General features: G+C 34.4%; 26 protein-coding genes and 3 pseudogenes. 22 read left to right on the plus strand and 7 right to left on the minus strand.

The window, feature by feature from the left end; translation table 11 throughout:
* Positions 1–23 precede the first annotated feature (23 nt).
* The 4 genes from B5P42_RS05050 to B5P42_RS05065 all read left to right on the plus strand — a co-directional run bounded on the left by B5P42_RS05050 (position 24) and on the right by B5P42_RS05065 (position 6,098).
* Positions 24–1,802, plus strand: coding sequence for an asparagine synthetase B family protein (locus tag B5P42_RS05050; RefSeq protein WP_231348241.1), 1,779 nt, complete (start codon positions 24–26; stop codon positions 1,800–1,802).
* Between the two features lie 55 nt (positions 1,803–1,857).
* Positions 1,858–2,952: a glycosyltransferase family 4 protein gene (locus B5P42_RS05055; RefSeq protein ID WP_078213857.1), complete on the plus strand. Its 1,095-nt coding sequence runs from the start codon at positions 1,858–1,860 to the stop codon at positions 2,950–2,952.
* Positions 2,953–2,983: 31 nt separating this feature from the next.
* Positions 2,984–4,264, plus strand: a complete 1,281-nt coding sequence (locus B5P42_RS05060) for a flippase (protein WP_078213856.1) — start codon at positions 2,984–2,986, stop codon at positions 4,262–4,264.
* A gap of 454 nt (positions 4,265–4,718) precedes the next feature.
* On the plus strand, positions 4,719–6,098 hold the full coding sequence (locus tag B5P42_RS05065; protein ID WP_078213855.1) for a hypothetical protein: 1,380 nt from the start codon (positions 4,719–4,721) through the stop codon (positions 6,096–6,098).
* Between the two features lie 113 nt (positions 6,099–6,211).
* Here the strand turns inward: B5P42_RS05065 and B5P42_RS05070 are convergent.
* Together B5P42_RS05070 and B5P42_RS32515 are read right to left on the minus strand one after the other, a co-directional pair.
* Positions 6,212–6,472 (minus strand): annotated as a pseudogene (locus B5P42_RS05070) (integrase core domain-containing protein); the annotation flags it as partial.
* Complete coding sequence (locus tag B5P42_RS32515) at positions 6,447–6,572, minus strand: hypothetical protein (protein ID WP_255291059.1); 126 nt, start codon at positions 6,570–6,572, stop codon at positions 6,447–6,449. The pseudogene B5P42_RS05070 and the gene B5P42_RS32515, both read right to left, overlap by 26 nt.
* A gap of 161 nt (positions 6,573–6,733) precedes the next feature.
* On the opposite strand from B5P42_RS32515, the gene B5P42_RS05075 reads away from it, so the two are divergent.
* The 15 genes and pseudogenes from B5P42_RS05075 (at position 6,734) to B5P42_RS05145 (ending at position 21,391) form a co-directional block, all read left to right on the plus strand.
* Positions 6,734–7,441 (plus strand): LPXTG cell wall anchor domain-containing protein, encoded by a 708-nt coding sequence (locus B5P42_RS05075; protein WP_078213854.1) that lies wholly within the window; start codon positions 6,734–6,736, stop codon positions 7,439–7,441.
* Between the two features lie 8 nt (positions 7,442–7,449).
* Entirely contained in the window at positions 7,450–8,079 is a 630-nt protein-coding gene (locus B5P42_RS05080; RefSeq protein WP_078213853.1) for a class D sortase, read from the plus strand.
* Positions 8,080–8,310: 231 nt separating this feature from the next.
* Positions 8,311–9,216: a polyisoprenyl-teichoic acid--peptidoglycan teichoic acid transferase TagU gene (gene tagU / locus B5P42_RS05085; RefSeq protein ID WP_078213852.1), complete on the plus strand. Its 906-nt coding sequence runs from the start codon at positions 8,311–8,313 to the stop codon at positions 9,214–9,216.
* A gap of 104 nt (positions 9,217–9,320) precedes the next feature.
* Positions 9,321–10,136, plus strand: a pseudogene (locus B5P42_RS05090) (SGNH/GDSL hydrolase family protein).
* A gap of 35 nt (positions 10,137–10,171) precedes the next feature.
* Entirely contained in the window at positions 10,172–11,164 is a 993-nt protein-coding gene (gene galE / locus B5P42_RS05095; RefSeq protein ID WP_078213851.1) for a UDP-glucose 4-epimerase GalE, read from the plus strand.
* A gap of 120 nt (positions 11,165–11,284) precedes the next feature.
* The gene (locus tag B5P42_RS05100) at positions 11,285–11,956 is read left to right on the plus strand and encodes a response regulator transcription factor (RefSeq protein ID WP_078213850.1); all 672 of its coding nucleotides are present in this window, start codon (positions 11,285–11,287) and stop codon (positions 11,954–11,956) included.
* An 11-nt stretch (positions 11,957–11,967) separates the two neighbouring features.
* Positions 11,968–13,398, plus strand: coding sequence for a HAMP domain-containing sensor histidine kinase (locus B5P42_RS05105; protein WP_113733886.1), 1,431 nt, complete (start codon positions 11,968–11,970; stop codon positions 13,396–13,398).
* Positions 13,399–13,464: 66 nt separating this feature from the next.
* Positions 13,465–14,247, plus strand: coding sequence for a DUF3919 family protein (locus B5P42_RS05110; protein WP_016127655.1), 783 nt, complete (start codon positions 13,465–13,467; stop codon positions 14,245–14,247).
* A complete protein-coding gene (locus B5P42_RS05115) occupies positions 14,244–15,278 on the plus strand; it encodes an ABC transporter substrate-binding protein (protein ID WP_002184616.1) in 1,035 nt (344 codons plus the stop codon). Before B5P42_RS05110 ends, B5P42_RS05115 begins: the two co-directional genes overlap by 4 nt.
* A gap of 19 nt (positions 15,279–15,297) precedes the next feature.
* Complete coding sequence (pgtP, locus tag B5P42_RS05120) at positions 15,298–16,632, plus strand: MFS transporter (RefSeq protein WP_002184617.1); 1,335 nt, start codon at positions 15,298–15,300, stop codon at positions 16,630–16,632.
* A gap of 248 nt (positions 16,633–16,880) precedes the next feature.
* Positions 16,881–18,065, plus strand: coding sequence for an efflux RND transporter periplasmic adaptor subunit (locus B5P42_RS05125; protein WP_113733763.1), 1,185 nt, complete (start codon positions 16,881–16,883; stop codon positions 18,063–18,065).
* On the plus strand, positions 18,062–18,742 hold the full coding sequence (locus B5P42_RS05130) for an ABC transporter ATP-binding protein (RefSeq protein ID WP_002089682.1): 681 nt from the start codon (positions 18,062–18,064) through the stop codon (positions 18,740–18,742). Before B5P42_RS05125 ends, B5P42_RS05130 begins: the two co-directional genes overlap by 4 nt.
* Positions 18,739–19,941 carry an ABC transporter permease gene (locus B5P42_RS05135; protein ID WP_113733764.1) on the plus strand — a complete coding sequence of 401 codons (1,203 nt, stop codon included), beginning with the start codon at positions 18,739–18,741 and terminating at the stop codon, positions 19,939–19,941. The genes B5P42_RS05130 and B5P42_RS05135 overlap by 4 nt, the downstream gene beginning before the upstream one ends.
* A 124-nt stretch (positions 19,942–20,065) precedes the next feature.
* Positions 20,066–20,746, plus strand: a complete 681-nt coding sequence (gene yknW, locus B5P42_RS05140) for a YknW family membrane protein (protein ID WP_003192860.1) — start codon at positions 20,066–20,068, stop codon at positions 20,744–20,746.
* 174 nt (positions 20,747–20,920) lie between these two features.
* Positions 20,921–21,391: a sigma-70 family RNA polymerase sigma factor gene (locus tag B5P42_RS05145; protein WP_002089676.1), complete on the plus strand. Its 471-nt coding sequence runs from the start codon at positions 20,921–20,923 to the stop codon at positions 21,389–21,391.
* A gap of 83 nt (positions 21,392–21,474) precedes the next feature.
* On the opposite strand, the gene B5P42_RS05150 is transcribed toward B5P42_RS05145, so the two are convergent.
* Positions 21,475–21,951, minus strand: coding sequence for a competence protein ComK (locus tag B5P42_RS05150; RefSeq protein ID WP_044439437.1), 477 nt, complete (start codon positions 21,949–21,951; stop codon positions 21,475–21,477).
* Between the two features lie 193 nt (positions 21,952–22,144).
* Here B5P42_RS05150 and B5P42_RS05155 point away from each other — a divergent pair, with 193 nt between their 5' ends.
* From B5P42_RS05155 to B5P42_RS05165, 3 genes and pseudogenes are all read left to right on the plus strand, one after another.
* A complete protein-coding gene (locus B5P42_RS05155) occupies positions 22,145–22,543 on the plus strand; it encodes a DUF4359 domain-containing protein (protein ID WP_003192852.1) in 399 nt (132 codons plus the stop codon).
* A gap of 147 nt (positions 22,544–22,690) precedes the next feature.
* A pseudogene (locus B5P42_RS05160) lies at positions 22,691–22,825 on the plus strand (IS6 family transposase); the annotation flags it as partial.
* Between the two features lie 418 nt (positions 22,826–23,243).
* On the plus strand, positions 23,244–23,429 hold the full coding sequence (locus tag B5P42_RS05165; RefSeq protein WP_033713836.1) for a hypothetical protein: 186 nt from the start codon (positions 23,244–23,246) through the stop codon (positions 23,427–23,429).
* On the opposite strand, the gene B5P42_RS05170 is transcribed toward B5P42_RS05165, so the two are convergent.
* The 4 genes from B5P42_RS05170 to B5P42_RS05190 all read right to left on the minus strand — a co-directional run bounded on the left by B5P42_RS05170 (position 23,426) and on the right by B5P42_RS05190 (position 25,447).
* Positions 23,426–23,665: a hypothetical protein gene (locus B5P42_RS05170; protein ID WP_016127659.1), complete on the minus strand. Its 240-nt coding sequence runs from the start codon at positions 23,663–23,665 to the stop codon at positions 23,426–23,428. The two genes, B5P42_RS05165 and B5P42_RS05170, sit on opposite strands and share 4 nt — an antisense overlap.
* 7 nt (positions 23,666–23,672) lie before the next feature.
* Complete coding sequence (locus B5P42_RS05175) at positions 23,673–24,515, minus strand: hypothetical protein (RefSeq protein ID WP_113733765.1); 843 nt, start codon at positions 24,513–24,515, stop codon at positions 23,673–23,675.
* Positions 24,516–24,962: 447 nt separating this feature from the next.
* Positions 24,963–25,235 carry a hypothetical protein gene (locus tag B5P42_RS05185; RefSeq protein WP_025148143.1) on the minus strand — a complete coding sequence of 91 codons (273 nt, stop codon included), beginning with the start codon at positions 25,233–25,235 and terminating at the stop codon, positions 24,963–24,965.
* Entirely contained in the window at positions 25,214–25,447 is a 234-nt protein-coding gene (locus B5P42_RS05190) for a hypothetical protein (RefSeq protein WP_139211975.1), read from the minus strand. Before B5P42_RS05190 ends, B5P42_RS05185 begins: the two co-directional genes overlap by 22 nt.
* Positions 25,448–25,471 lie beyond the last annotated feature (24 nt).

Below are 25,471 nucleotides of genomic sequence, written 5' to 3' on the forward strand. Positions count from 1 at the left end.
TTAGTTAAAGTGAGTTGAGCGTAGTGCCTGGATTTTTTGGCTTTATTTCAAATAAAAAAGAGATATTAGATAAGGATATTAATATTTATGACATTATCGATGAAAATCAGCATTTAATTGAAGAGGAAAGAAAAATTACTACTCCACTGTTATATGGGAAATTTTTCAGAAATACAATTAAGAAATTTGAAAAAGATAAAATGTTTAAAGAAAATCAAAATCATTTCTCCATTTTAGATGGTGTTATTTTAAATAAGGGCGATTTGTATAGAGAATATAATGTTAATGAAGACAGAATAGAGACGTTGCTAAATAAGATGTCTAATATAGATCCTAAAACGTTCTTCCAAAAGTTTAGAGGAAGTTTTGGAGGGGCTTTGCTTAACAAAGACGAAAATCTCTTTACCCTATATACAAATCATGTAGGTGATAAAGAGATTTTTTACCATATTCATGAGAAGGAGAACACACTTTATTTTGCTACTGAATTTGAAGTGCTTATAAAGTTAGTTTGTGAAAAAACAGGTGGAAAATTCCGTATTAATCATAATGCTGCTTATAGTTTAATGACGCATTCTCATGTGTTGTGTAATGAAACTTTGTTTGAAGATGTGTATAGGTTAACACCGGGGCATTACATTGAGTATTCTACAAGTGGAATTGACAAAAAGTGTTACTATACTTTAAATAATAGGCCTATTGAGATTTCAGAAGCAGAGGCGTTGGAAAAATTAGACGTTCTTTTTAAGAATGCAATTAAGAGAGCATTCGAAAAAGATTTAGAGTATGGTTATAAACATTTGGTAGCATTAAGTGGTGGATTAGATTCTAGAATGACCGCCTGGGTTGCTCATACTATGGGATATACTAATATGCTTAACTATACTTTCTCTCAAACAGATTACTTGGATGAAAAAATACCCAAACAAATTTCTGATAAATTAAAAACAGAGTGGATGTTTAAAGCATTAGACAATGGAACATATATTTATAAATATTTTGATGAATCAGTTAAAATATCGGGGGCGAGGAGTCAAGCTTGTACTATTGCCCATACGTTAAGTATGGTTAGTAATATCAACCTAGATAAATATGGGATAATCCATACTGGACAAATTGGCGATGCAATAATTGGAACTTTTTATGATAAGGGCGAACGAAAAAGTTTTGCACCAGGCGCAGGAGCATATTCTACTAAACTGATTGATAAGGTGGAGTACGATGTAGATAAGGCTTTTCATTTAGAAGACCAAGAGGTTTTTAAATTTTATAATAGAGGATTTACAGGAGTAAATACTGGATTAAAGCCTATGTTCCAATATACTGAGACAATTTCTCCATTTTTAGATATTGATTTTATGGAATTTTGCTTAACTTTGCCACTAGAGTATAGAAAAGGACACAGAATTTATATTAAATGGATAAACGAATATTATCCGGAAGCTGCAGATTTTATTTATGAAAAAGTAAAAGGTAAAATAAACAAAAAAGTAATAACTGTGAAGGGAGTTCCAGTTCCTTGGACGAGCATTCCAGCAGCAGGTATTAAATTAGTTAAAAATAAACTGGGTTTAAAATTAAATTCAAAAAATCATATGCATCCGATGGATTATTGGTATAGAACAAATAAATATCTAAAAGAGTTTTATGAGGAAAGATATGATGAAAATATTAATTTAATCCAGGATACGACTTTAAAAAATGATTGTGCAGATTTATTTAGGGAAGGGAGTACACTTGAAAAAGATCAAGTAGTTACATTTTTAGTATTTGTGAATCAAATGAATAAATATATCATGTAATTCGGATATTCTAAAGCAAGAAAGGCTAAACTTAAAGTAGAATAGGAGAATTAGGATGAGAATAATGCATTTGAATTCCGAATTGTTTCTTGGCGGTGGCTTAGAACGAATTATTGTAGACTTAATGGTGAAAAACAGTGAAATTCCTCATTATCTTTGCGTGATAAATGATAGGTGGAGTCAAGAGTATATAGAAATTCTTAATAAAGACTCCCTTTTATTATGTAATAGAAAAGAAGGAACGAGAAATCCCATTATAAATATAGGTACTATCTATAAAGCGTGTAAGTTTATAAAGAAAAATAAAATTGATGTTGTTCATTGTCATGATACGTTTAGTTTAAAGTTTGCATATTTGCTTAAGAAAATTATGAAAGTAAAATTGGTATTTACTGTACACGATACTAAAATATATAATGAAGCATTAAATAAGTATCCTGTTGATATGTACATTACTATTTCGAAAACGGTCTATAATGTTGTGAATAAATACGTTCCAAAAGAAAAAATAAAGTTAATTTATAATGGGGTAGACCTTGAAAAGTTTGGTGGTAGCCGAGAGTTAAACGTTCGAAATAAAGATGCATTTAATATTGCCTGTGTCGCTCGTATCGTACCAGAAAAAAAAGGTCAAGATATTTTAATTAAAGCACTTAATATTTTAAAGAATCGGTATGGGTTTGCTAAATTTAATTGCTTTTTTGCTGGAAGCGCGGCAGATCCAAAACATATTAATGAATTAAATGATTTAATTGTAGAATATCATTTAGAAGAAAATGTTGAATTTCTAGGCAATGTAGAGAATATAGAAAAGTTATATAAAGACGTAGATATTTTTGTTTTGCCATCTAGATATGAAGGTTTTGGATTGGTAGTAGTAGAAGCTTTAGCAGCTGGTTGTGCGGTAGTTGTTAGTAAACTTGAGGGACCTCTTGAGATTGTAAAAGAAAATGAAGAGTATGGTTTATATTTTGAAAAGGAAAATCATCAAGAACTAGCCCGAAAATTATATCATTTAGTAACTGATAAAGATTATCGCCAGCGGTATGAGAGTAATAACGGAACTTTAGAATATTTAAATCGTGAATATTCTCTAGAAAAAATGATTCAGAGATATAACGAAGTTTATAGAGGATTATGTACAAACTAAATATGAAAAATGAAGATAAAGGTATTTTTATATGAAAAGTTTAAAAGTTAATTTAAACAAGTATGTCAATCATTCTTTATTCAAAAATCTTAGTATCGTATTCTTAGAAAGTATTATTACAAAGGCATTGAGTTTTATAAGTATTTTAATTTTATCTAGGCAACTTGGTCCCGAAGATTATGGTAAATATTCATTTGTATTTGTCACTGTAGCTTTTTGTAGTGCATTCTTTGATTTTGGTATGGAGAATACAGCAGTAAGATTTTCAGCAAGAGATAAAGGGAAAATGCAAAGTATATTTGGTTTGTATTTTTTCACAAAAATAATTATTACTGCAACTGTAATTACAGGATTAATCTTATTTGGCAGTCATATTTTTTCTAGCCAAGGTAAAGATGAAATAATTCAATATATCCCATATTTAATCGTGGGATATATAGGAGAATCACTTTTATTTGTTAATGATACTTATTTACAAGCCATTCAAAAATTCAAGTTGAGAGCATTGATTAACATATTTAGGTATTTTACTTTAATACTTATAGTTTTAAGTTTACTATTAAATAATATGTTGTTATTGAAGTATGTATTTATTCTATACTTCATCCCAATTATAATCTCCTTACCATTTGCATTTAAGTATTTTAAATTTATTAAAATTTACTTTTCTTCACATTTCCCTAAAAAATTACTAAAAGAGATTATTCATTATGAAAAGTGGATGTTAATGATTTCTATACCTAATAATGTTTTAGGTAGAATTGATTTCTTTATGATTTCTATTTGGGTTACTTATGAGCAAATTGGAGTTTATAACGCTGCCTTCCAATTATCGGCCATTGTTTCATTTCTTCCATTTGCTTTTGGAAAAGTAATGCTACCTACAATGTCAGAGCTAGATGGGCGAGAAGTAGTGAGCAAAACTAAAAAAATTATAAAGCCTACAGTAATAGTTTCTGTCCTCATGTTATGTATGGTACCTTTAGTACCACTAATTGTCCCATTTTTTCTGGGGGAAAAGTATTTAGGGGCTGTTACTATTCTTCAAATAATGTTGATTTCGGCAATATTAGGATTTATTATTGTTCCTATTGAACAGGCTATTTATTCCTTAGGAAAACCAATGTTCATTACTTTAGGTAAGTATATTCAAATGGGGCTAATTATACTTTTGATTTTCCTTACTGTACCTTCTTTTGGAGTGATTTGGGCTGCAATTAGTGTGGCACTGGCACGATTATTATATTCGGTAATATTAATAAAAATGTATTTAAATTATAAAAATAGGTACATTCTTAATGAAACCAAGTAAATTATAGAAAAGAAGTATTGTTATAGAGTAGTGCAATGAAAAATACATTTGATGTTAAATTAGATTAGCCGCCTAAGTATCATCGAATGTATTCGTCTAGATGAGTGAATTGTCCTTGTAGGAACTTTGTGTCCAGCAGATTTCGAATTAGGTTTTTGTATTTTGTTTGCAAAAACACATTGAGTATTCAGTATCATCACTTTAAATGGGAAAAAATATTTTTAACTGTTTTATGGATGGTTTACTTAATGTCTAGATAAAGTATATCGTTTAGTTCAATCAAGTAGTTGGTTGAAACATAATTAAATATATAACTGATTTAGTGTTTTGATAAATGAATTTTCAGGTGCTTATACGGTATGGGTAGTAGTTCAGTGGTGCAATTCACTTTACACCTATACTATAAAGGAAACATTTTTCAGTTAAATATATTAAGAAGATGTTGAGGGGAAATATGGAAATAAAATCAAAGCAAGTTATTATTAATTTGGTTCTCCCATTAATTTGCATTATTGCATTTTCTTTTTTACTGGGAACAAATTATTATGCATACTTTATATATTTGTTGCTTGGATTTATTTTTTATTTATTAACAAAATTTTTAGGGCGGGAAACCCCTTTTTTATTTATAATTCCAGTACTTAGTATTGCTTTGGCCTTAACAGGGGATTTTTTCCTTCTTGATTTTTATAATAATAATGAGTTAAATCCATTAAAGATTCATCCTTTTGTACTTGCCTGGTTAGTTGTTTTCTTTCTATTTTTTATAGAAAATTTATTAACAAAAAAAATAATTTTTGATAAGATTTTTCTGTTATGTATATTAGTACTCTTTTCATTTTTTGGAGTTACTTTTGTTGTTAAAGGAATGGATGGACTACCACTAGCAATTCATAACTATCTTGGGCCTATCGCATTCTTCCTGTTTTTTTATTGTAAAAAGCAAGTTAATATTAAAAAGGTCAATAAGGCAGTAAATGTTATGATTTGTTGTTCAGTATTAATTGGGTTACTAGGGATTTTTGAATATTTTACAGAAATTAATATTTTTCAAGAACTTTATAGTACAAGCAATGCGACATGGTTAGAGTCAACATACCGTGAAGGGTACAGAATTAAAACCATAATTGGACATCCATTAGATAATGCTGTATTCTTCCTTTTTTCAATGATTATTGTTCAAATGAGGGTTAAGGATAATAAGTTAAAGTATACTTTACTTCTATTATTTGTAATCGATATTTTGCTAACCGGTTCAAGAAGTATCTTTGTTATATCATTTATGGTGCTTTTATATAATGGACAGAGTTTCAAGGATGGATCGAAGAAAATTAAGCAATATTTTATCACTGTATGTGTAATGGGGATTGCATTTTTATTGACATTTAATACATCTTTAGGATCTACTTTGATGAGTCGAGTTGGTAATGCAGGTGATTCTACGGATGCACGCTTTATGTTAATAGACTATTTTATAAAACATTTGTTTTCATTCCAAATTATGGGTTTAGGTGGAGCTTCAGAGAATATTCGAATAATCGGTCAATACAATACCCCTATAATTCCTGAAAACCCTTGGATTATTTTATTTTTTGATGTGGGGTATTTTATATTATTCTACATTCTTTTGTTAATTCTTATCCTATGCAGAATAGAGTATAAGATATTAGCGATAATTTTTATTTTTGCACTCTCCGGATATAATTCATTTGGAGTGAAAAATAATGCTAATTATTTTTTATTTTATTTGTTAACCTATGGATATATTTTAGCAAGGGAGAAAAAGTCTGCAGCTTTATTAATAAAAAAGGAATCGGATGTTTTAAGGAATTAGTATACAGATAACTAACAGGGAAGAAGTGCTAAGTTAAAATGAGCATGGTCAAAATAGTTTTTTACTAAAAAGGTGGATTTGAGTCAATATTTTGGACACAAACAATAGAAGATCTAAGCTACTTCTTTAGTTAGATCTTCTATTGCTTGGGGAGTTTTATAACCAATACTACTATGGATTCGCTTACGGTTATAACAGCCCTTGATGTATTGAAATAGTGCTAGATTTACTTCTTCAAACGTGACATATTGTGTACGATATACTTCTTCTTTCTTTAAAATGGCATGAAACGACTCGATACGAGCATTGTCATAAGGGCACCCTTTTTTACTGAAAGAAGACTTTATTTTATAATTCATGAGTATGCTTTGGAATTATTGACTTGTATATGCTTAATTCTTTTACGGGCTGTCCCGAACGATATAATTCAACAACCATTTTTTTAAAGTCTTCATTAAATTTCTTGTTTGTCATACGGACACTTCCTCCTTGAAATCCATTGTAAGGACTTAACTAAGTTGTGTCCATATGACTATACTAACTCCGATAATGAGAAATCATGTTTAAGTTATCCCTCATAGGATTCTTCGTGATATATTTAAATTACCAAATTGTTATAAAAAGGAGAAACAACCATGAATTTCAAAGACATTATGAAAAAAGGTTCATTAGTTGCTGCGCTTAGTCTTAGCTTAACAGCGTTTGCTGCACCAGCTGCACATGCGGATACGAATGGAAAAGAAGCTTCACAAAAGCTAGTAAGTGCATTAAAAACTTTAAATCTTGATCACGTGGACTATTTATATGCATATTTACAAAAGACGGGCTTAACTGATCAAGAGCAAGCTCAAATTAATGCAAATGCAGCTCGAGTGAGTGAAATTCTTTCAGGTGCGAAGGATGTTATGAGTTTAAAGAATGAGCAAAAAGTAGAAATGCTTCGTTTATTCCTCGATAGTGCGAAACTTGCACATTTACAAGTTTCACTTGTAGATGAAAGTGGGAAGTCGTTAGATCTTTTAAACTATACAATTAGTAAGGATAATAACTTATTAATTCAATTAAAAGATTTAGATGGAAAACTGCTTGCGACAATTAACCCAACAAGAGAAATGGTACAAGCAGCTAACTTCAAAAGCATGGTAAATGCATTGAAAGTTGCGATGGAAGCGAAGCGTGAGCTAAACGCAACTGGTCACTTTGTTCCAATGACAAATGCTGAACTGCCAAATACAGCATCTAATGAACAAACTTATATGTTAATTGGTGGCTTAATTGTACTTCTAGGTGCAGCTGCATTAGTTCCAGCGATGCGATTAGCTCGTAAGACAGAGCAAGCATAATTCATTTTATGAAGAAGAGAAAGAAAGTACATAAACGTAAATCAAAATGGAGATGGGTAATCATTGGGATTCCCGTTTCCATTATTTTGTTAGGTCTTGGTATTGTTGCTTTTTTTGGCTGGGAACTTACTAAGCAAACAACATTGTTAGCTCATACAGTGATTACATCGTATGAGCCAGAGGAAGCGGAAAAAGAGTTTAAACAAATGTGGTCTAAGATTCCCGATCCAGGGGAGAAACTGGGTGACCTGAAGTTCCCATCTCTTTCATATGAGGTTCCAGTTGTAGAAGGAACGCATCCGAAAGAGTTAAAATCAGGAGTTGGACATTTTTCTGGAAGTATGTTACCAGGGCAAGGCGGAAATGTTGTGTTAAGTGGACACCGTAATACAAGTTTTCGTAAGTTGGAAGATGTGAAAAAAGGTGATCAAATCAAATTCGCAACACCATATGGTGATTTTGTGTATGAAATCACAGACTTTAAAATTACGAGAGCAAACGATGAAACAATTATTGTTCCAACTGATTATGAGACGCTGACGCTAACAACGTGCTATCCGTTTGAGTATATTGGTGACGCACCAGATCGTTTTATTGTGTATACGAAGCTTGTGTCTAATCCAGATTTAGGGAGATAATCTTAGTTTGAGAAGGAAAGCCCAATTGTTATTTGTGCAATTGGGCTTTCTTTGTATTAATAAAAGGAATTCTCCGTTTTATCTAGTGTATAGATAAGAGGTTATATGAGGAAATATATAAGTTAGATGTTAGATATGAAACATAGCTTCATTTGATGAAGAGAGCTAATTCCATGTATAATTTAATTGGCACTTTATTCCTTTGGAAATCTAAGAAAGAAGGGTAAGATAATGAAAAAGAAAATTTTATTTTGGATATTAGGAATCATAGGAGTACTGATTATAGGTGGAGGAGTTTACGCTTATAATATATATTCCTCAGTTTCAAAAACATTAGATACAGTTCATAAACCTTTAAAACGTGATCAAAATAATAAACAAGAAGAGAAAATTAATAAATCTGAGCCTGTTTCAATCTTATTATTAGGCGCGGATGAACGTGGTGAAGATAAAGGTCGTTCAGATTCTTTAATGGTTATTACGTTAAATCCGAAGAACAATTCTATGAAGACAGTAAGTATCCCTCGTGATACATATACAGAAATTGTTGGAAAAGGAAAAAGTGATAAAATTAACCATGCTTATGCATTCGGTGGAGTAGATATGTCTGTTGCGACAGTAGAAAAATTATTAAATATTCCTATTAACTATTATATAGAAGTGAATATGGAAGGATTTAAGGACATTGTTGATGCTGTGGGCGGTGTTGATGTAAATAATGACTTGGAATTCTCTCTTGAAGGAAAGCACTTCCAAAAGGGAAATATTCATTTAACAGGTGATCAAGCTTTAGCATTCACTCGTATGCGTAAAGAAGATCCACGTGGTGACTTCGGTCGTCAAATGCGTCAACGTCAAGTGATGCAAGCTGTTATTAAAAAGGGTGCAAGTTTCACATCACTTACAAGTTATGGTGATGTGTTAACAGCGATTCAAAAGAATGTGAAAACAAACTTAACGCAAGATCAAATGTTTGATATGCAAAAGAATTATAAAGATTGCTTACAAAATAGTGAGGATATTCAAATCCCAGGTGATGGTCATAAAGCATCTGATGGTATTTGGTATTACTATGTTCCAGAAGCAGCGAAACAAGATTTAACGAATAAATTAAGAACGCATCTAGAGTTAAAATAAGTAATAATACGAATAAACCCGACTCTTTTGGAAAGAGTTGGGTTTGTTTTTTATGTCTTTATATTAGTATTATATAATGTAAGATTATTAGACAAGGTGAATCGATGAGTAAGAAAGCAATAACGGTCCTTGTTATGTTCGTATTGTTTGTAGCTGCTATTGTAAGTGGTAAGATACACTGGAATAAGAAGGTTGTTAATGCAACAGTACAAACAAATGAAGTGAAAATGACAAAGACAAAGACTAAAGTAGAGAATACGAAGACGAAAAGGGAAGAAGAAAAGCAAGATGCAAAGGCATCTTTTAACGAAGCATATGCAAAGAATTTACCAGATGCAGTAAAAGAGAAATTAAAGAAAGCTGCAGCTTATAAGAAGACAGTAAACATTGTTATTGTTGGTGATGAAGCTTCTTCACCTGCGAAGGATACTTGGGTGTCTAAGTTTGTATCTAATTTAGATGCCAATTATGGAAAAGGTTTATGGAATGTGACGGTTAAGGAATATAAGAATGAAAGTACTGAGGAACTAATTGCGAATAAACGTGCTCAAGATATTGCGAAAGAAAATCCAGATGTTATTTTATTTGAAGCACCGTTCATTACAGACAATAATAAAACGGGTAATGGAAATTCTGTCGCTAATGCACAAAAATTTGTTGGAGAACTTTCTAGTAGTGCAAAAGGCAATACGATTATGATCCAACCATCAAACCCAGTGTATGGTGCGAAAAATTATCCGAAAGCAATTGAAGCATTAAAGCAATTTGCGAAGTAAAATGGTTATGCATATATTGACCATTGGGAAGCATGGCCAAATGCAACTACGAAGGAGATTTTACCGTACTTACAAGAGGAGTTCGGTTTCCCAAGTGCCAAAGGGTATACGTTGAATCGTATACCTTTTATAATAGGGAAGTAACTATAAGACTCTAACATATGAGCAGGAGGAAGAACATGAGTTCAATTTTAGTATGTGGCGGAGCTGGTTACATCGGTTCTCACGCTGTAAAAAAATTAATAGATGAAGGCCTATCTGTAGTAGTAGTTGATAATTTACAAACTGGGCATGAAGATGCGATTACAGAGGGTGCAAAGTTTTATAAAGGGGACCTTCGTGATAAAGGTTTTCTAAGAGATGTTTTTAAACAAGAAAATATTGAGGCGGTTATGCATTTTGCAGCTGATTCTTTAGTTGGCGTTAGTATGGAGAAACCTCTTCAATATTATAATAATAATGTGTATGGTGCACTTTGCTTGCTAGAAGTAATGGATGAGTTCAAAATAGATAAGTTTATCTTCTCTTCTACTGCGGCTACTTATGGTGAGGTAGATGTTGATCTTATTACTGAAGAGACGGTAACAAATCCAACGAATACGTATGGAGAGACGAAGTTAGCGATCGAAAAGATGCTTCATTGGTATAGCCAAGCTTCTAATTTAAAGTATAAAATTTTCAGATACTTTAATGTAGCTGGTGCAACTCCAAGTGGCATTATTGGTGAGGATCATCGCCCTGAGACACACTTAATACCTCTTGTTTTACAAGTTGCATTAGGTCAACGTGAGAAGATTATGATGTTTGGTGATGATTATAATACACCAGATGGTACTTGTATCCGTGATTATATTCATGTTGATGATTTAGTAGGAGCACACTTCCTTGGACTTAAGGATCTACAAAATGGCGGGGAAAGTGATTTCTATAACTTAGGGAATGGTAATGGCTTCAGTGTGAAAGAAATCGTTGATGCAGTTCGTGAAGTTACGAATCATGAAATTCCAGCAGAGATTGCACCAAGACGAGCAGGAGATCCAGCACGTTTAGTAGCTTCTTCTCAAAAGGCGAAAGAGAAGTTAGGGTGGAATCCTGAGCATGTAAATGTGAAGACAATTATTGAGCATGCGTGGAATTGGCATCAGAAGAAACCTCATGGTTATGAGAAGTAAGTAAAAATAAAAAAGAGAGGGGATCGTCGTTCAACATATGTTCGACAATACCCTCTCTTTTTTTGTATGATTTTTGCTATACTAAACTGTACTATAATACAGGATGGAAGGAGGAGAATGATGAAAATACTTGTAGTTGATGATGAATCGAGTATTCGTAATTTGATTCGGATGCAGTTAGAGATGGAAGGATATGAAGTATTGACGGCAGCTGACGGGAGAGAAGCTTTAGAGAAATGGAATGAGCAGCCAGATGTACTCATTTTAGATGTGATGCTTCCTGATACGGATGGGTATGAGTTATTACGTTTATTCCGAGAGAAGGATCGTGATATTCCGGTCCTTATGCTGACAGCGAAGAGTCAGATGAATGATAAATTGCTTGGTCTGCAGCTTGGTGCAGACGATTACGTGACGAAGCCTTTTAATTATGCGGAGCTTATTCTTCGTGTGAAAAATATGAGTCGTCGTGTAAAGAAGGAGGAAGTGTCTTCTAATCATGGGGTGATTCGAGCAGGAGAATTGGTAATTTGTCCAAAGGAAAGAAAGGTACATGTGAGTGGGCAAGAAATTCAGTTAACGTATCGAGAGTTTAATTTATGTCAGTTGTTTGTTTCGAATCCTCAGCGTGTGTTTATGAGAGATGAGTTACTTGAGAAAGTATGGGGCTTTGAGTATATCGGAAATACGAGAGCGGTTGATATTATGGTGCAAAGACTTCGTAAGAAACTCGGGAAGAGTGGGGAGTATATTAAGACGATTTATGGTGTTGGATATAAGCTTGATTGCTAAAAGGTGATGATATGTCTTTAAAACGAAATATGGTGTTTGGAATAGTTGGATTGCTGATTCCAATTCTTGTTCTTTTGTATGCAGTTGTGTATATTGCACTGGAGAAGAATGTGTATCATAATGCGGCAGATTCCTTAGAGAAATTAAGTGTGGAAGCACAAATTTATACGATGAATTATTTAGAGAAGGAAGCGGAAGTCGAGACGCTAGGTCCGAATTCGCTTTTAATTGCTTCTTATTTAGCAAAGCGAATGGATGTTCGTGTGCAGATGATTGGGAAGAATGGAGATGTTGTGGCAGATACACAAAAGGGAGCATTACTTCATCGAAATATCGACATTGAGAGTTCTTTGAAGGGAAAGAAATCTTATGTTTTCGAGGAGGGAGAACCAGCTCCAATTCTTTTGTTTTCAAGTCCGGTTTATTATGGAAACGATGTCATTGGGAGCATTCGTTTCATAAATGAGCTAACGGATGAGAAGGAAGTTTTAACAAATGTGAGTTGGACGTTTTTAATGACGTCTCTTTGTTTAGTGGCTGCCGGTATTTTCTTTGCGATTCGTTTGGCGAAGTCTCTTCATAAACCAATTGATCAATTAAGGCAAATGGCACATCGGCTTGCGAATGGAGATTATGAAAGTAAGATTGAGCTAAATGAGTATGTGGAAATTGCGCAGCTTTCGGCGTCCTTTAATGCGATGGCTGATGGAATTGAACTACATATTAAACAGTTGAAGGAAGAGAAAGAGAAACAGAAAGATTTCTTAGATCGAATTACGCATGAGTTGAAAACACCGTTAACAGCGATTATCGGTTATGTAGATTTAATTCCGAAGTTGCAGTCGAAGGAGGATGTGCAGGAGAGCCTCCGTTATGTGTCTGTAGAAAGTGAGCGTCTATTATCACTTGTAGAGGAATTACTTAAGTCTTCAAAGTACGGGAAGAGTACGTTTGAAGTGTCACCTACAGTCGTGAATATTAAAGAATTGGCAGAAGAAGCGGTTTCGATTGTGAAACTTAGGTTGCAGCAGTTTGAAATTGAAGTTATGAATGAGTTAACAGAAGTACACGTCGTTGCGGATTTTGATAAGACGAAGCAAATTTTCTTGAATGTGCTTGATAATGCGATTAAATATAGTGATGCTACGCAAGTTCGTATGAATGTAATTATAAATGAGCAGGAAGCGAAAGTTTTTGTTCATGATGATGGTATTGGTATGGATGAAGGTGTGCTTGCAGAATGGAATGAGTCTCCGGAAGGTAAGGTGCTTCCTTCAAGTTACGGGAATGGCTATGGCTTATACATTTGTCAGGAGATTATGAAGAAGCAAGGCGGAAGTATGCGAATTGAGAGTAGTGAAGAGATGGGGACTACAATATGCATTACATTTTTACTTCCGAGACGGATGGAAGACATAAAAAACTTGAAAGCGGTTAAATGATACATTTATGAAACAATTATGCGGTATTTTCGAAACAACGTTTTTTTATCTTGGAGGTAGGCAGAAATGAAAAGGCTATCATTTCAAATTCTTATGTTTGTCTTTTGTATGATCGTTTCTCTTATTTTGTTTTATGTTATTGAGAAGCAAATATATAATCGAATTACAATTGTGGATGACAAACAAGCCGTTTTACAAAGAGTGAATGAATCCCTTCCTACTGAAGTGAAAGTAAGGCATGAGAAGTGGGGAGAAATTGTTGTAACGGATGAAGTTCGTTTGCATACGATTGTTTCATTCTTTGACCGAATTCGAATAGAACCGAGAGAAGTGAGGAATCAAGAACAAGTATTTACTGGAGAAGTAACGTACTTGAATGGACATAAACGTACTTTTGCAGTAGGTGACTTGTTCCAGTACGAGGCTAATGTATACGGAAAGAATGGTACGGATCCGATGATCTCAGCATTTCAAACGTATTTGTTAAGTCTGTATTATACACCAGAGCGCATTAGTAATTTCTTTGCGGAGGCAAAGGAAGTTGTAGTGAGGCAAGGGGATGTAATACGTACTATAGATCTTACGCAAATATTTGATTCTATTCGATACGCAAAGCAAATTACAGATTACGGAGAAATTCAGAAATTATTACAATCACAGAATGAGCCGATTGCTTATATTACTGCCTATAAAACAGGCAAACGTGTAAAGAATGAGCGGGAGGATATTCTAACTATTTCTGTGTATCCATCGTACTTTGTTGTGCAATATCTCGGTGATAATAACGGGAATGTCATGTATATGAAGGGCTCCCTAGCAGAATTCCTTGTAAAGGAGAGTGTGTCATGAGAAAGATAGCCTTTTTCTTCTTTTTGCTAGTAATCGGAGGAGCGATGTCTAGTTGCTCTCGAGATACAACCTCTATTAAATATAATAAAAGTGGTCTCCCTATTTTGGATGATCGTCATCTCGTTGCGTATGTAGCGGCCCGCGAGGAAGTTGGTGAAGCTTTGCTTTCGTCATTTTGTAAACAACGCGGGTGTACATATGAATTTATTCGTCTATCGACAGAAGAACTTCTTCGGAGAGTAGAAGAGGAAGCTGGAAATCCGAAGGCGGATATTATTATTGGCGGTACAGTAGATGCGCATCAAATGATGAAGCAAAAGAACCTTTCTATTCCTGTTACGACCCAGCATGCGAACCGTATTTCAAAGACTGTTAAAGATAAAGATGGTTATTGGTACGGTTATGAAGTGGAGAAACTGGCAATCGCGATTAATAAAGAGCGGTGGAATGAAGAAATAGCGCCGCTCGGTCTTCCATATCCATCAAGGTGGCAAGATTTATTAGATCCGGTATATACGGGTAAGATTGCAATGCCTGATCCAAACGTTTCCGGCACAGCATATACTTTGTTTCAATCACTTATTGATACTTTAGGTGAAGAAGAATCGAAAGAGTATGTTAAGAATCTTGCAAGGCAAGTTGGTGAAGTAACGGTGAATGGTTATATGCCCGCAGAACTGGTTGCGAGCGGTGAATATATGATAGGCATCAATTTTGCGGGAGATCAGAGAATGCTTCAGAAACAAGGCTTTCCTATTGTAAGTAACGAACCTGAGCAAACAGGATTATCTGTTAATGCGATTTCGAAACTGAAGCGTGCACCGAGTGGTTTTATAGCGGACTTATTTATTGATTATTGTTTATCAGAAGAAGCGGGGCACATTTTAGAAAAAGTTTCGTTTGGCGTACCAACGATGTTTGCGAAGAATCAGAAAGAGATAGAAGGTCAGCCGGTTAGAAGGACGAACAAAAATATATCAAATAGTGGAATAATCGAGATATGGAATAGACAGCGTCTCTCTCAGCAGTGAGAAAAGGAGACGAAAGAATATGTTTAAATGGCTTAAGCCAGCACCTGCAATTGAGAGATTGCCGGCGGATATGATTGACAGGGTATACAAATTATTACGTATTCGTGTGCTAATGGGAATTTCAGTTGGGTATGCTGCTTATTATTTAGTGCGTAGTAACTTTACGTTATCAAGTACGTATTTAGTACAAGAATATGGTTTTAGTACAGCGGAAATTGGATTGCTAGGTTCAGTAATGGCAATTGTTTATGGATTTAGTAAGTTCTTTATGGGGAATTTATCCGATAAAGCTTTCGCCCAGCGCTTTATCGCAGTCGGATTATTCTTATCGGGGCTTGTAAATATTTGTTTCGGTTTTGCATCTTCATTTGGGATGATTGTTACATTACTTGTCTTAAATGGTATTGTACAAGGTATGGGAGCACCACCTTGTAGTATCGTTATGACGAAATGGTTCTCGAAGAAAGAACGTGGTACGAAAACAGGTATTTGGAATATTTCACATAACGTTGGTGGAATGCTAGTGCCGCCCCTTGTCGGAATTGGTGTAGGTATTTTCGGTGAAAATCATTGGCAGGGCGGGGTATTTATTTTCCCAGCGATTATCGCAATGGTAATTGCAGTTCTTGTTTGGATTAATGCGAAGGATACACCAGAATCTGAAGGTCTTCCTCCAATTGATGAGTATCGTAATGACTATGAAAATCTTGAAAAAGCAGATAATGCTAATAAGATGTCACCAAAAGAAATTTTAATGAAATATGTAGTGACAAATAAGTTCGTTTGGTATTTATGTATTGCAAATGCATTTGTTTACTTAATTCGTTTCGGTGTTATTAACTGGGTTCCGCTTTATTTAACGACAGTTAAAGGTTTTTCAAAAGCAGAAGCGCATGCTGCATACGCGATTTTTGAAGGTATGGCAATTCCAAGTTCATTAATCGTTGGTCTTTTAAGTGATAAGTTATTTAAAGGAAAACGTATGCCATTATGTATTATGAGTATGGCCGGAGTTGTTGTTGGTACGGTTGTATATTGGCAAGCATCTAGCGTACTTGTTGTAAGTATTGCAGTTTCTATTATCGGTTGTTTAATTTACGTACCACAGTTTTTAATCGGTTTAAGTGCGATGGAATTAGTACCGAAATTTGCAGTAGGTACAACAGTTGGTATGTGTGGTCTGTTCGGTTATGTAGGCGGAAGTCTTGTAGCAAACGCAGCAATTGGTGTTATTGTTGATCGTTCTGGTTGGGATGGCTGCTTCATCTTACTATTAGCAGGCGGTATTTTATCAACAGTATTCTTATTTATCGTGCAACGTGGGCATGAAAGAAAAGGTCCTAAAGTGGCGTAATAGTTTATTCAGAAAAGCGATCCAATCATTATTTTGGATCGCTTTTTTTATATAAGGAAACCTTTCCTTAAAACTATCTTAAAAGATAGAATGTCATATTTCTAATCATTGGTATTTTTGTTACAATATAAATGATTGTGTAAAACTTTGTAAAATGAGTGTAACAATGTAAGTGGGGATGCAATTTTCCGAAAGTTTTATACAATTAAATATCTATTAAACTATTAAGATATAAAAGGAGAGAGAATATGTTACCAAATACGGTTCGTACTCCAAACAAGAAGAAGAAATGGATTATCATCGGAGTTATTGCACTAATTGTTATTGTAGCAGCAGTTAATATTTTTGTTATGCAAGGTAAGAAGAAAGGTACGGCGAAGACAGATGCTGTAAGTTTTGAGAAAGTGACAGAGCGAAAGCTTAATAATACGAAGTTAATTTCTGGTCAAGTGAAGCCAGGAAATATTGAAAGTTTCTATGCGGATCCGACTAAAGGAAAAGTGAAAGATATTGCAGTGAAAGAAGGACAAGAGGTAGAAAAAGGAACGAAACTATTCTCTTATGATAATGAAGAAATTAATCTTCAAATGAAGCAAGCTGATCTTGATCAGAAGATGGCTGATATGCGTTACGATCAAGGGAAAAAGAAGATTGATTCATTGAAGAAAGAAATTAAGAAGGTAAAAGATAGTGGGGCTGGGAAAGAAGTAACAGACCCAATGGAAGAGCAAGTAAGTGAGTTAGAAATGGCTCAGAAAACAACTGACCTTGAGAAAGAAAAAGGGAAGTTACAAAAAGAAGAGTTAAGTAAAAAACAGAAAGAACTTACGATTTATAGTAATTTCACTGGTGTTGTACAAAAGTTAGACAAAGATGCGGCACAAAGTTCATCTCAAGCGTTAGGTGGTCAAGGGAAAGCATTTTTACAAGTTGCTTCTAAAGACCCGTTCCAAGTTCAAGGGACTTTAACAGAGCTTCAAAAGTCACAAATTCAAAAAAATCAAACGTTCACTGTAACTGCGAAAGCAAATAATAAGAAAAAGTGGACAGGTAAAATTACGGAAGTAAGTGAATTCCCAACGAGTGCAGAGATGGCTCAAGCTGCTGGTGAGGGAACTCAAAATATGTCTCAATATACATATAAAGCAAGTCTTGATAGCCAAGATGGTTTATCTCCAGGTTATCACGTTTCTCTGCAAGTAAATTTAGAGAATAAGACAATGATTGCTGTTCCAAGTAAGAGCATTGCAGAAAAAGGCGAAGATGCATTTGTTTATATTGAAGAGAAAGGAAAGCTTCGTAAACAAAATGTGAAAAAAGGTTCTACTGATGGAGACTGGACAGAGATTGTTGAAGGCGCAACAGTGGGGCAAAAGGTGGTTAAAAATCCTTCCGACGACGTGTATGACGGAATGGAAGTGAAAGAGAAATGATTACGTTAAATAATATTGCTAAGACGTATTATCAAGGGAAACTTGCGGTGCCGATTTTACATGGTATTAGTTTAACAATTCAAAGCGGTGAGTTCGTTTCTATTATGGGACCGTCTGGTTCTGGTAAATCAACGCTTATGAATATTATCGGTTGTTTAGATCGTCCAACAGAAGGTGAATATATGTTGAATGATGTGAATATCTTAACAGCAGACGAGTCAAAACTAGCTTTAATTCGTAATGAATATATCGGCTTTGTGTTCCAGCACTTTAATTTGCTGCCGCGTCTTTCCGCAGTGGAAAACGTTGAACTTCCGCTCATCTACGGTGGAGTGAAGAAAGCAGAGCGTCGTCAAAGAGCTCTTGAAGCGCTTGGAAAAGTTGGATTATCAGATAGAGTAGACCATTTACCTAGTGAATTATCAGGTGGACAGAAGCAACGTGTAGCTATCGCAAGATCGATTGCAAATAATCCAACGTTCATTATGGCCGATGAGCCGACAGGTGCGCTTGATACGAAGTCTGGTGCACAAGTTATGGATATTTTCACGAAGCTAAATGCAGAAGGTACGACGATTGTTATGGTTACGCATGAAGAAGAGGTAGCAGCGTATTCTTCCCGCCGCATTGTACTGCGAGATGGGAAAATTACAGAAGATAGAAGGTGTGCAGTATGAGTTTACTAGATAGTATAAAAATTGCCCTATCTTCTATTTTAGCTCATAAACTGCGTTCAGCTCTTACGATGCTCGGTATTATTATTGGTGTTGGTTCTATTATTACTGTCGTTGCGATTGGGCAAGGCGGGGAAGCGATGCTGAAGTCGAAATTCGCAGGTTCTGGTGGTAATAACCTTATGCCAATTCAATTTAAACCAGATATTAATGATGAGTTTGCTATAGGTGGATTTCAAATACCGAAGTTAACTGAAGAGGATATTTTGGAAGTAAAACAAGTGAAAGATGTTTCACACGTTATTACGACAAACCAGAATTCAGAGGTACTTGATGTAAATGATAAAAAAGCAAATCTAAATGTTATTGGTCTTGATAATGAATATTTTGCGGTTAATAAAGTAAAGGTCGTAAAGGGACGTACTTTAAATGAATCCGATATTTCTCATGCAAATAACGTTGTGATGATTAGTACAAAAACAGAAGAGACGTTATTTAAGGACGTAAACCCAGTTGGACAAATTATTGAGATGAAGGGGCAGCCAATGCAAATTATTGGTGTGTATACATCTGACAATGAGTTTATGGGATTTGAAATGGAAGAAGCGTTAATTCCCCTTACTTTATGGCCTATTTTATACGGAACAGATGAGATTCAAAGTATAGCAATTCAATCTAAAAATGTAGACAATTTAGAATCAGCAGGGAAACAAGCTGTTGATGTATTAAATAGTCGTAAGCCAAGTGAAATTCCAGGTAAATATGAACTGGTGAATTTAAAAGAGTTCCAAGAAAATGTTTCTAAAGTTACTAATATCATGACGATGATCATCGGTGGTATAGCTGGTATTTCATTAGTCGTTGGTGGTATCGGTGTAATGAACATCATGCTCGTATCTGTAACAGAGCGTACGCGCGAAATTGGAGTACGCAAAGCGCTTGGGGCAACGCGTAGTAAAATTTTATTACAATTTTTAATTGAAGCGGTTATGTTAACGCTTCTAGGTGGTTTGATCGGAATTGGTCTTGGATATGGCGGGGCATATATTGTTTCCACATTTGCGAAATGGCCACCGCTCGTTTCATGGGAAGTTGTCGTTGGAGGCGTATTGTTCTCTATGACACTCGGTATTATTTTCGGATTAATTCCAGCAAACAAAGCTGCGAAATTAGATCCAATCGAAGCACTTCGTTATGAGTAGATTATTAGTGTAGTAGAGAAGTTCTCTACTACAAGTTACCGTTCTAGTGGGCGGTTCGTAGCCTCTACATGAGGATGTGAACCGCCCGTTAGAACGGGTTATATAAATAGAGGGAGGCGTTATAATGGAAGCGAATATTAATACGCAAGATGTAGGTTCGAAAAAGCCATCATTATTTGGAATGATTACATCTCCAGGTGTGCAGTTTGAGAGAATGAAAACGAAAAGTCCGGTTTGGGGGGCATTTTTCCTGTTTGCTATACTTGGGACAATCACGGCAGCGGTAGTGGCTTATTTAGCGTTAGTTAATACTCCGGAGTTGGCAAAAGAGCTTAAGGGCGATTCAGCAGGTATGGTTAAAGGGTTTACTCTTGGAGGGGGAGCGATTTTTGGTTTCCTTGGAACAATTGTTGGTTTGTTTATTGTAGCTGGATTTTATAAGGTTATTATGATGTTCATGAGTAATGATACACCGTATATGAAGATATTATCTATTTACTTATATGCAAATATTGTTTATTATCTTGGTGGTATTCTAAATGCAGTGCTAGGTTTTATTCTTGGTGGAACTGGTACTGATAAATATACAAGTTTAGCGCCTTTATTTGATCAGGGAACGATTGCTTATGGTATTGGTTCTGCGTTTGAAGTGTTTAACATTTGGAGCTTGATCTTAACTGGTTTAGGCTTGCATATCGTTGCCGGTTTAAGTAAAAAACAGGCAATAATTTTAATTTCTATATTCTTTATCCTTACAATTGGATTTAGTATGTTAGGCGGTATGTTCTCTGGCTTTGGTAAGTAATATGTTATTTTGAAAAGGTGGCTCTTCCTAGAGTCACCTTTTTTATTTTTACCCCTATTTCAAATACCCCCATCAGTATTTGAAATTACCCACAATGAAATTTCCTTTCTCATTTTATATTGTAGAGGTACCGCGGAATACTGAAGAGGTATACCTTTTAGAAACGGGCACTGTGTGAAGCCAGCGACTTTTGCAGATACGGTTGTTTTGTATGAAGGTATGATTGTAAATCAAATAAAGAGGTTAAATATTTACCAAGATTATGAAGAGTATTATCAATGTGGTTTAATTGGTCTTTGGCATGCTTATGAAAGGTATGAGGAGGAAAAAGGGAGTTTTCCTGCTTATGCGGTTGTAACGGTACGTGGTTATATATTGGAAAGGTTGAAGAAAGAATGCGTAGTGCAAGAGCGCTATGTATGCACGGACGAGTATGAGGAACGATTTGAGTGTGAAGATGCTGGAACGAGGGCGAAGGATTTTATGAGTGTGTTAGATGAGAGGGAGAAGCATATCATTTCAGAGCGATTTTTTACAGGGAAAAATATGGGAGAGATAGCTTCTGAAATGGGGATGACGTACTATCAAGTGAGATGGGTATATCGACAAGCACTTGAGAAAATGAGAGATAGTGTAAGGGGATAAGAATAATAAGTAGAATGGAAGGCAAAGGAAATATTGCGTTCCATTCTATTTACTTTAAGGCAGTAAATGTGGCAAGAGGTTTTTTAAGGTAATGAATCTTTCATGTTCATTCGGGATAATACATGTCCAGACTTGAAAAATTGTTGCTGTAACTTATGAGAACCTATTTGTATTGTTATGGTAGTTCCGTTAAAAAAATGAATGTTAGCTTTGTTAGTTTTTTTGGAAAACTCTATCTCATCTATATGGTTATAGAACAACCAAATGCAGCTTGGAGAAGAAGGAGATTCTGTTGGGAAAACGCAAATATATTCTTTGTGATTAATCGGAATTGGAACATTTTGTTTGAGCTTAAAGTTTATTTGGACTGCATGACGTCTACCTTGATAAGTAGAATGAACATGTGTTAGACAAGATTTCTTTATGAGTTGGATAGCTGTTTGGCAAGAGTACAGAGGGTTTCCGCTACTGTCGATAATTTTTGTCCGGTAATAAGGGTGTTTGCAAGGTTCGAGCATCATTGTAGAACTAGAAATAAAAATATCATTTTCATTATCCATGATTCTAAAATCCTCCCTTATAAAAATTGTTATTCTGAATATAATTATATACGAATTATGTAAAATATTATTAATCTTTTGTTTCGTATTGTAAATTTTTACGGTTCGTTTACAATCAATAGATGATAGTCTTTCTAATTTGCATCGCTTGTACATATATATGAAAATAGAAAAGAGTAGGCGGTGATATAGCATGAAGAAAAAGTATATTATTATGGCTCTAGCTGTTGTTCTCTTAGTTTATTTAGCAAACAGTAATCCGGGTAAGGGAGAATATACGGATTGGGCAGCAAAACAATTTATGAAGCGTAATGATGTGAGTAAGAAGCTAGACGAGGTTGAGAAAGAAAACAAAGAGGGTATACTTGGCGATCTAGCATCGGCGGGAAAGAAATTGGCAAATAAGTATGTTGAGCCACAAGTTGGATTATTAATCGATCATTATACAAAGCGAAATGATTATATTTTCTTCTCGACATATAAGACAGAGTTTGATGTAGGCGGAGAGAATTATAAGTATGTTTGCGTTGGTTTTTCAAACATCTTTATCCCGATTGAAATGCCGAAGAAAAAAGACGAATCTGCAAAATAATGCAGATTCGTCTTTTTGATTTACGGAGTAATCTGAACTTCAGATAAAGTTTTTTTGGTTCTGGTGCAAACACTCCAAAACGCTTGTAAATGACCTCCTAAACTTGGACATACTGATATTAGTACTCTAAAAAAGGATGTGATTGGTATGGAAGAGAACAATCTATTCAAGTGGAAACATTCTCAACCGGATATTATTTTATTAACCGTGAGATGGTACCGACGGTATAGCATCAGTTTTCGTGATTTAGTTGAAATGATGGAAGAACGTGGGCTATCCCTTCCTTAAAACAATTTGACCTATCGTCAAAAGAAACTACGCTTTTGCTAGACTAAGCTGATACTTAATGAGACTAAGCTAATACTTTATGAGAATGAACTGATACTTCGCTAAACTGAGCTGATTTTCGTTAAACTGTGGACAAAAATTAAAACCTTATGATAAAACAAAACTATAACTACATTGAATTGAACAAAAAACTAAACTTATGGTACAATAATTCCGTCAAAAAAATCAAAAACTCCTCTCGGTGTTGGTTGCATCAAAAGGATTGAATAAATCTAATCTACATATAATTTAGATACTTAAATCACAAGTTATTATTTAAAGTCAAGTTCTTGGGAGGAACTTGTCTTTTTTATTTTTATCAAATTTATACTCAGACACAACACTCACACCGAAAAACAAGGAGGTGAATTACATGAACGATAGCAAAGAATTTTGTCCTCATTGCAACGCTAATTTGCAAGGTGATCCGATTCCTAAAGAATCACAAAAATGGTATGGCTGCACTCATTTTACTCGAAAAATCGGGATTTCAAGTATCACACGCGATACAATCTTGAACTGGCAATGTCCTGATTGTAAAAAAGAGTGGAGAAATTAAGCTTCTCCACTCTCTTTTTTATCGAAATAAGGCTTTACTACTTTCTCTATATAAGTTTCTATAGTTTCCAAACTAGCACTTATTTGTCGTTCTTCTTTTAGTTTTTCATATATTTTTTCTGGTGTTTGTCCACAAGAATAACGAGTCCATATTGCTCTTATGATAACTGGCGGTAAGGCTTCTTTGTTTTTAACTTTTCGTAGCATATTTGACCATTTATCTCGACTTCTACCCATTTTCCAATCATTTGTCACCTTTCAATTTTTCTTGAAACAACTTTTGAACAGCTAGCGATGCCGGGTCCATTTTCTGAACACCTTTTTGTTCTCTAATTTTAACTGATAATCTCTCTTTCAATTGCTCAACTCCCCCATAGTAACCATGATTTATTTTCAAGTATTCGTTTATTTTCATAGTATTGGGATATTTACGCTTTCCATCTTCAGCTATTCTTGAATTTTTCATACGATATTTATAAGCAATTTCTAACATTTCATCAGTTAATAGTGGTTTAGACCGTTTGTTTTGCCCTGTATTAATTTGTGAAGGCTTATCCAGTATTTCTGGATGTTTTTCTCTTAAACTATTTATCAGCGTTACGTGAGAGCCTTCATATGCATAATTTTCTTGCATGTAACGAAAAGTCCTCGAATAGTTATAGCGACCTGTCTTTTCTTTGTAAGATTTAAGATGTTTATAGGCAATAGCTAATTCTTCACCGCTTAATACTTTTGGCCTTCCTTTTCCTTGTTGGTTTTCAAATTTTTCATAAGCTTTTAATCTTGTTTTTAGCATTTCAATTTCCGCTTGTTTGTTTAGTAATTTAGTATTTAATAATTGCGTTTGTCTTTTTTCTTTCTCATATGAATCCCAGTTCTTTTTTATTTTGTCATTTAAAGAGTCGAGCAAGGATCTAAAGGAATTAGTTTTCATTTCAACAAAGCCTTCCTTGCTATATTGTCGTACTGGAACAATTACTTTTTGTCCATCTACGTTATGCTCTAAAGGTTTTACACTCCCTACATCATCAATAAAATTAAAATTAGGGCTTACTTTTAAATTTTCATCCGAACCGTTATAACTCATAAGTCGCACCTCTTTTGATTTTTAATTTAAAACAATTATATCATTTTTTTAAAATATAAAAGAAGGGAAACTTATAACTCATAGAGAATTTTATTTAAAAAACATAAAGGAGTTGGAGTTTATGGCGATAAAAGAACTTGTAAAACAGACTACTTTAACAGGGCGGATATCACGAATACTTAACGATTCAACAGAATTACAAAAGGAAATCCAACGTTTATCAAAACGGTTCGACAACAAAAATAGGGAGTGCGAGGTATTAAAGGAAAAGTGCGAGGAATTAAGCAAAAAATTGGCATTTTACGAAAGAATACATTCACTCAAAACTAATAAATAGCAATTAAATCCGTGAACAAGACTCAGATTTTATGTTATAATAATTCCATTAAAACAATAAAAAATCCTTTTAGTGCGCTAACACCAAAAGAATTAAAATATAACAATGTGCTATTGTTTGAAGTCAAGTTCTAATTCTTGGGGACTTGGCTTTTTATTTTTGTCAAACTTATAGTTAGACACGATATTCACCGCTTTCTTGAAATCATATTTCTCGCATAAATCCAAGAAGTAGGAACGATTTTCGTATTTTAAAATCTTTTTCCAAATATCATAATCTAATAAACCTAACAAATCAGCGTCTTCTAGCTTCTCTTTAGCAACTTGTTCATCTGTCTTATCTTCTAATATGAATCTCTTTTTCAAACCTTGTGACCATTGCAATTGCGCTTACCTTTGAAACACTCAGCATATTCTAGGAATAATTTTAAATACTTTTCATCATCTTCCTCAAGATATCTCCGTAAAAAATCAAAAGGCGTCATCGAATCATTTTTAGCTTTTTTAATATGCGCTTTACTCAGTTCCTGATCCAAACCCCAAGTACCATGTTTACTTAAATAATTTTGAGCTTCATCTCCATCTTGCAAATCCAAACCATATTTATAACTCGTACTTAA

The sequence above is a fragment of the Bacillus sp. SRB_331 genome (assembly GCF_003264175.1).
GTDB classification, from domain to species: Bacteria; Bacillota; Bacilli; order Bacillales; family Bacillaceae_G; genus Bacillus_A; species Bacillus_A mycoides.

Coding starts and splice junctions, on each gene's coding strand:
- B5P42_RS05055 (WP_078213857.1), top strand. CDS start 1,858: ATGAGAATAATGCATTTGAATTCCGAATTGTTTCTTGGCGGTGGCTTA.
- B5P42_RS05060 (WP_078213856.1), top strand. CDS start 2,984: ATGAAAAGTTTAAAAGTTAATTTAAACAAGTATGTCAATCATTCTTTA.
- B5P42_RS05065 (WP_078213855.1), top strand. CDS start 4,719: ATGGAAATAAAATCAAAGCAAGTTATTATTAATTTGGTTCTCCCATTA.
- B5P42_RS32515 (WP_255291059.1), bottom strand. CDS start 6,572: ATGACAAACAAGAAATTTAATGAAGACTTTAAAAAAATGGTTGTTGAA.
- B5P42_RS05075 (WP_078213854.1), top strand. CDS start 6,734: ATGAATTTCAAAGACATTATGAAAAAAGGTTCATTAGTTGCTGCGCTT.
- B5P42_RS05080 (WP_078213853.1), top strand. CDS start 7,450: ATGAAGAAGAGAAAGAAAGTACATAAACGTAAATCAAAATGGAGATGG.
- tagU (WP_078213852.1), top strand. CDS start 8,311: ATGAAAAAGAAAATTTTATTTTGGATATTAGGAATCATAGGAGTACTG.
- galE (WP_078213851.1), top strand. CDS start 10,172: ATGAGTTCAATTTTAGTATGTGGCGGAGCTGGTTACATCGGTTCTCAC.
- B5P42_RS05100 (WP_078213850.1), top strand. CDS start 11,285: ATGAAAATACTTGTAGTTGATGATGAATCGAGTATTCGTAATTTGATT.
- B5P42_RS05105 (WP_113733886.1), top strand. CDS start 11,968: ATGTCTTTAAAACGAAATATGGTGTTTGGAATAGTTGGATTGCTGATT.
- B5P42_RS05110 (WP_016127655.1), top strand. CDS start 13,465: ATGAAAAGGCTATCATTTCAAATTCTTATGTTTGTCTTTTGTATGATC.
- B5P42_RS05115 (WP_002184616.1), top strand. CDS start 14,244: ATGAGAAAGATAGCCTTTTTCTTCTTTTTGCTAGTAATCGGAGGAGCG.
- pgtP (WP_002184617.1), top strand. CDS start 15,298: ATGTTTAAATGGCTTAAGCCAGCACCTGCAATTGAGAGATTGCCGGCG.
- B5P42_RS05125 (WP_113733763.1), top strand. CDS start 16,881: ATGTTACCAAATACGGTTCGTACTCCAAACAAGAAGAAGAAATGGATT.
- B5P42_RS05130 (WP_002089682.1), top strand. CDS start 18,062: ATGATTACGTTAAATAATATTGCTAAGACGTATTATCAAGGGAAACTT.
- B5P42_RS05135 (WP_113733764.1), top strand. CDS start 18,739: ATGAGTTTACTAGATAGTATAAAAATTGCCCTATCTTCTATTTTAGCT.
- yknW (WP_003192860.1), top strand. CDS start 20,066: ATGGAAGCGAATATTAATACGCAAGATGTAGGTTCGAAAAAGCCATCA.
- B5P42_RS05150 (WP_044439437.1), bottom strand. CDS start 21,951: ATGGATAATGAAAATGATATTTTTATTTCTAGTTCTACAATGATGCTC.
- B5P42_RS05155 (WP_003192852.1), top strand. CDS start 22,145: ATGAAGAAAAAGTATATTATTATGGCTCTAGCTGTTGTTCTCTTAGTT.
- B5P42_RS05165 (WP_033713836.1), top strand. CDS start 23,244: ATGAACGATAGCAAAGAATTTTGTCCTCATTGCAACGCTAATTTGCAA.
- B5P42_RS05170 (WP_016127659.1), bottom strand. CDS start 23,665: ATGGGTAGAAGTCGAGATAAATGGTCAAATATGCTACGAAAAGTTAAA.
- B5P42_RS05175 (WP_113733765.1), bottom strand. CDS start 24,515: ATGAGTTATAACGGTTCGGATGAAAATTTAAAAGTAAGCCCTAATTTT.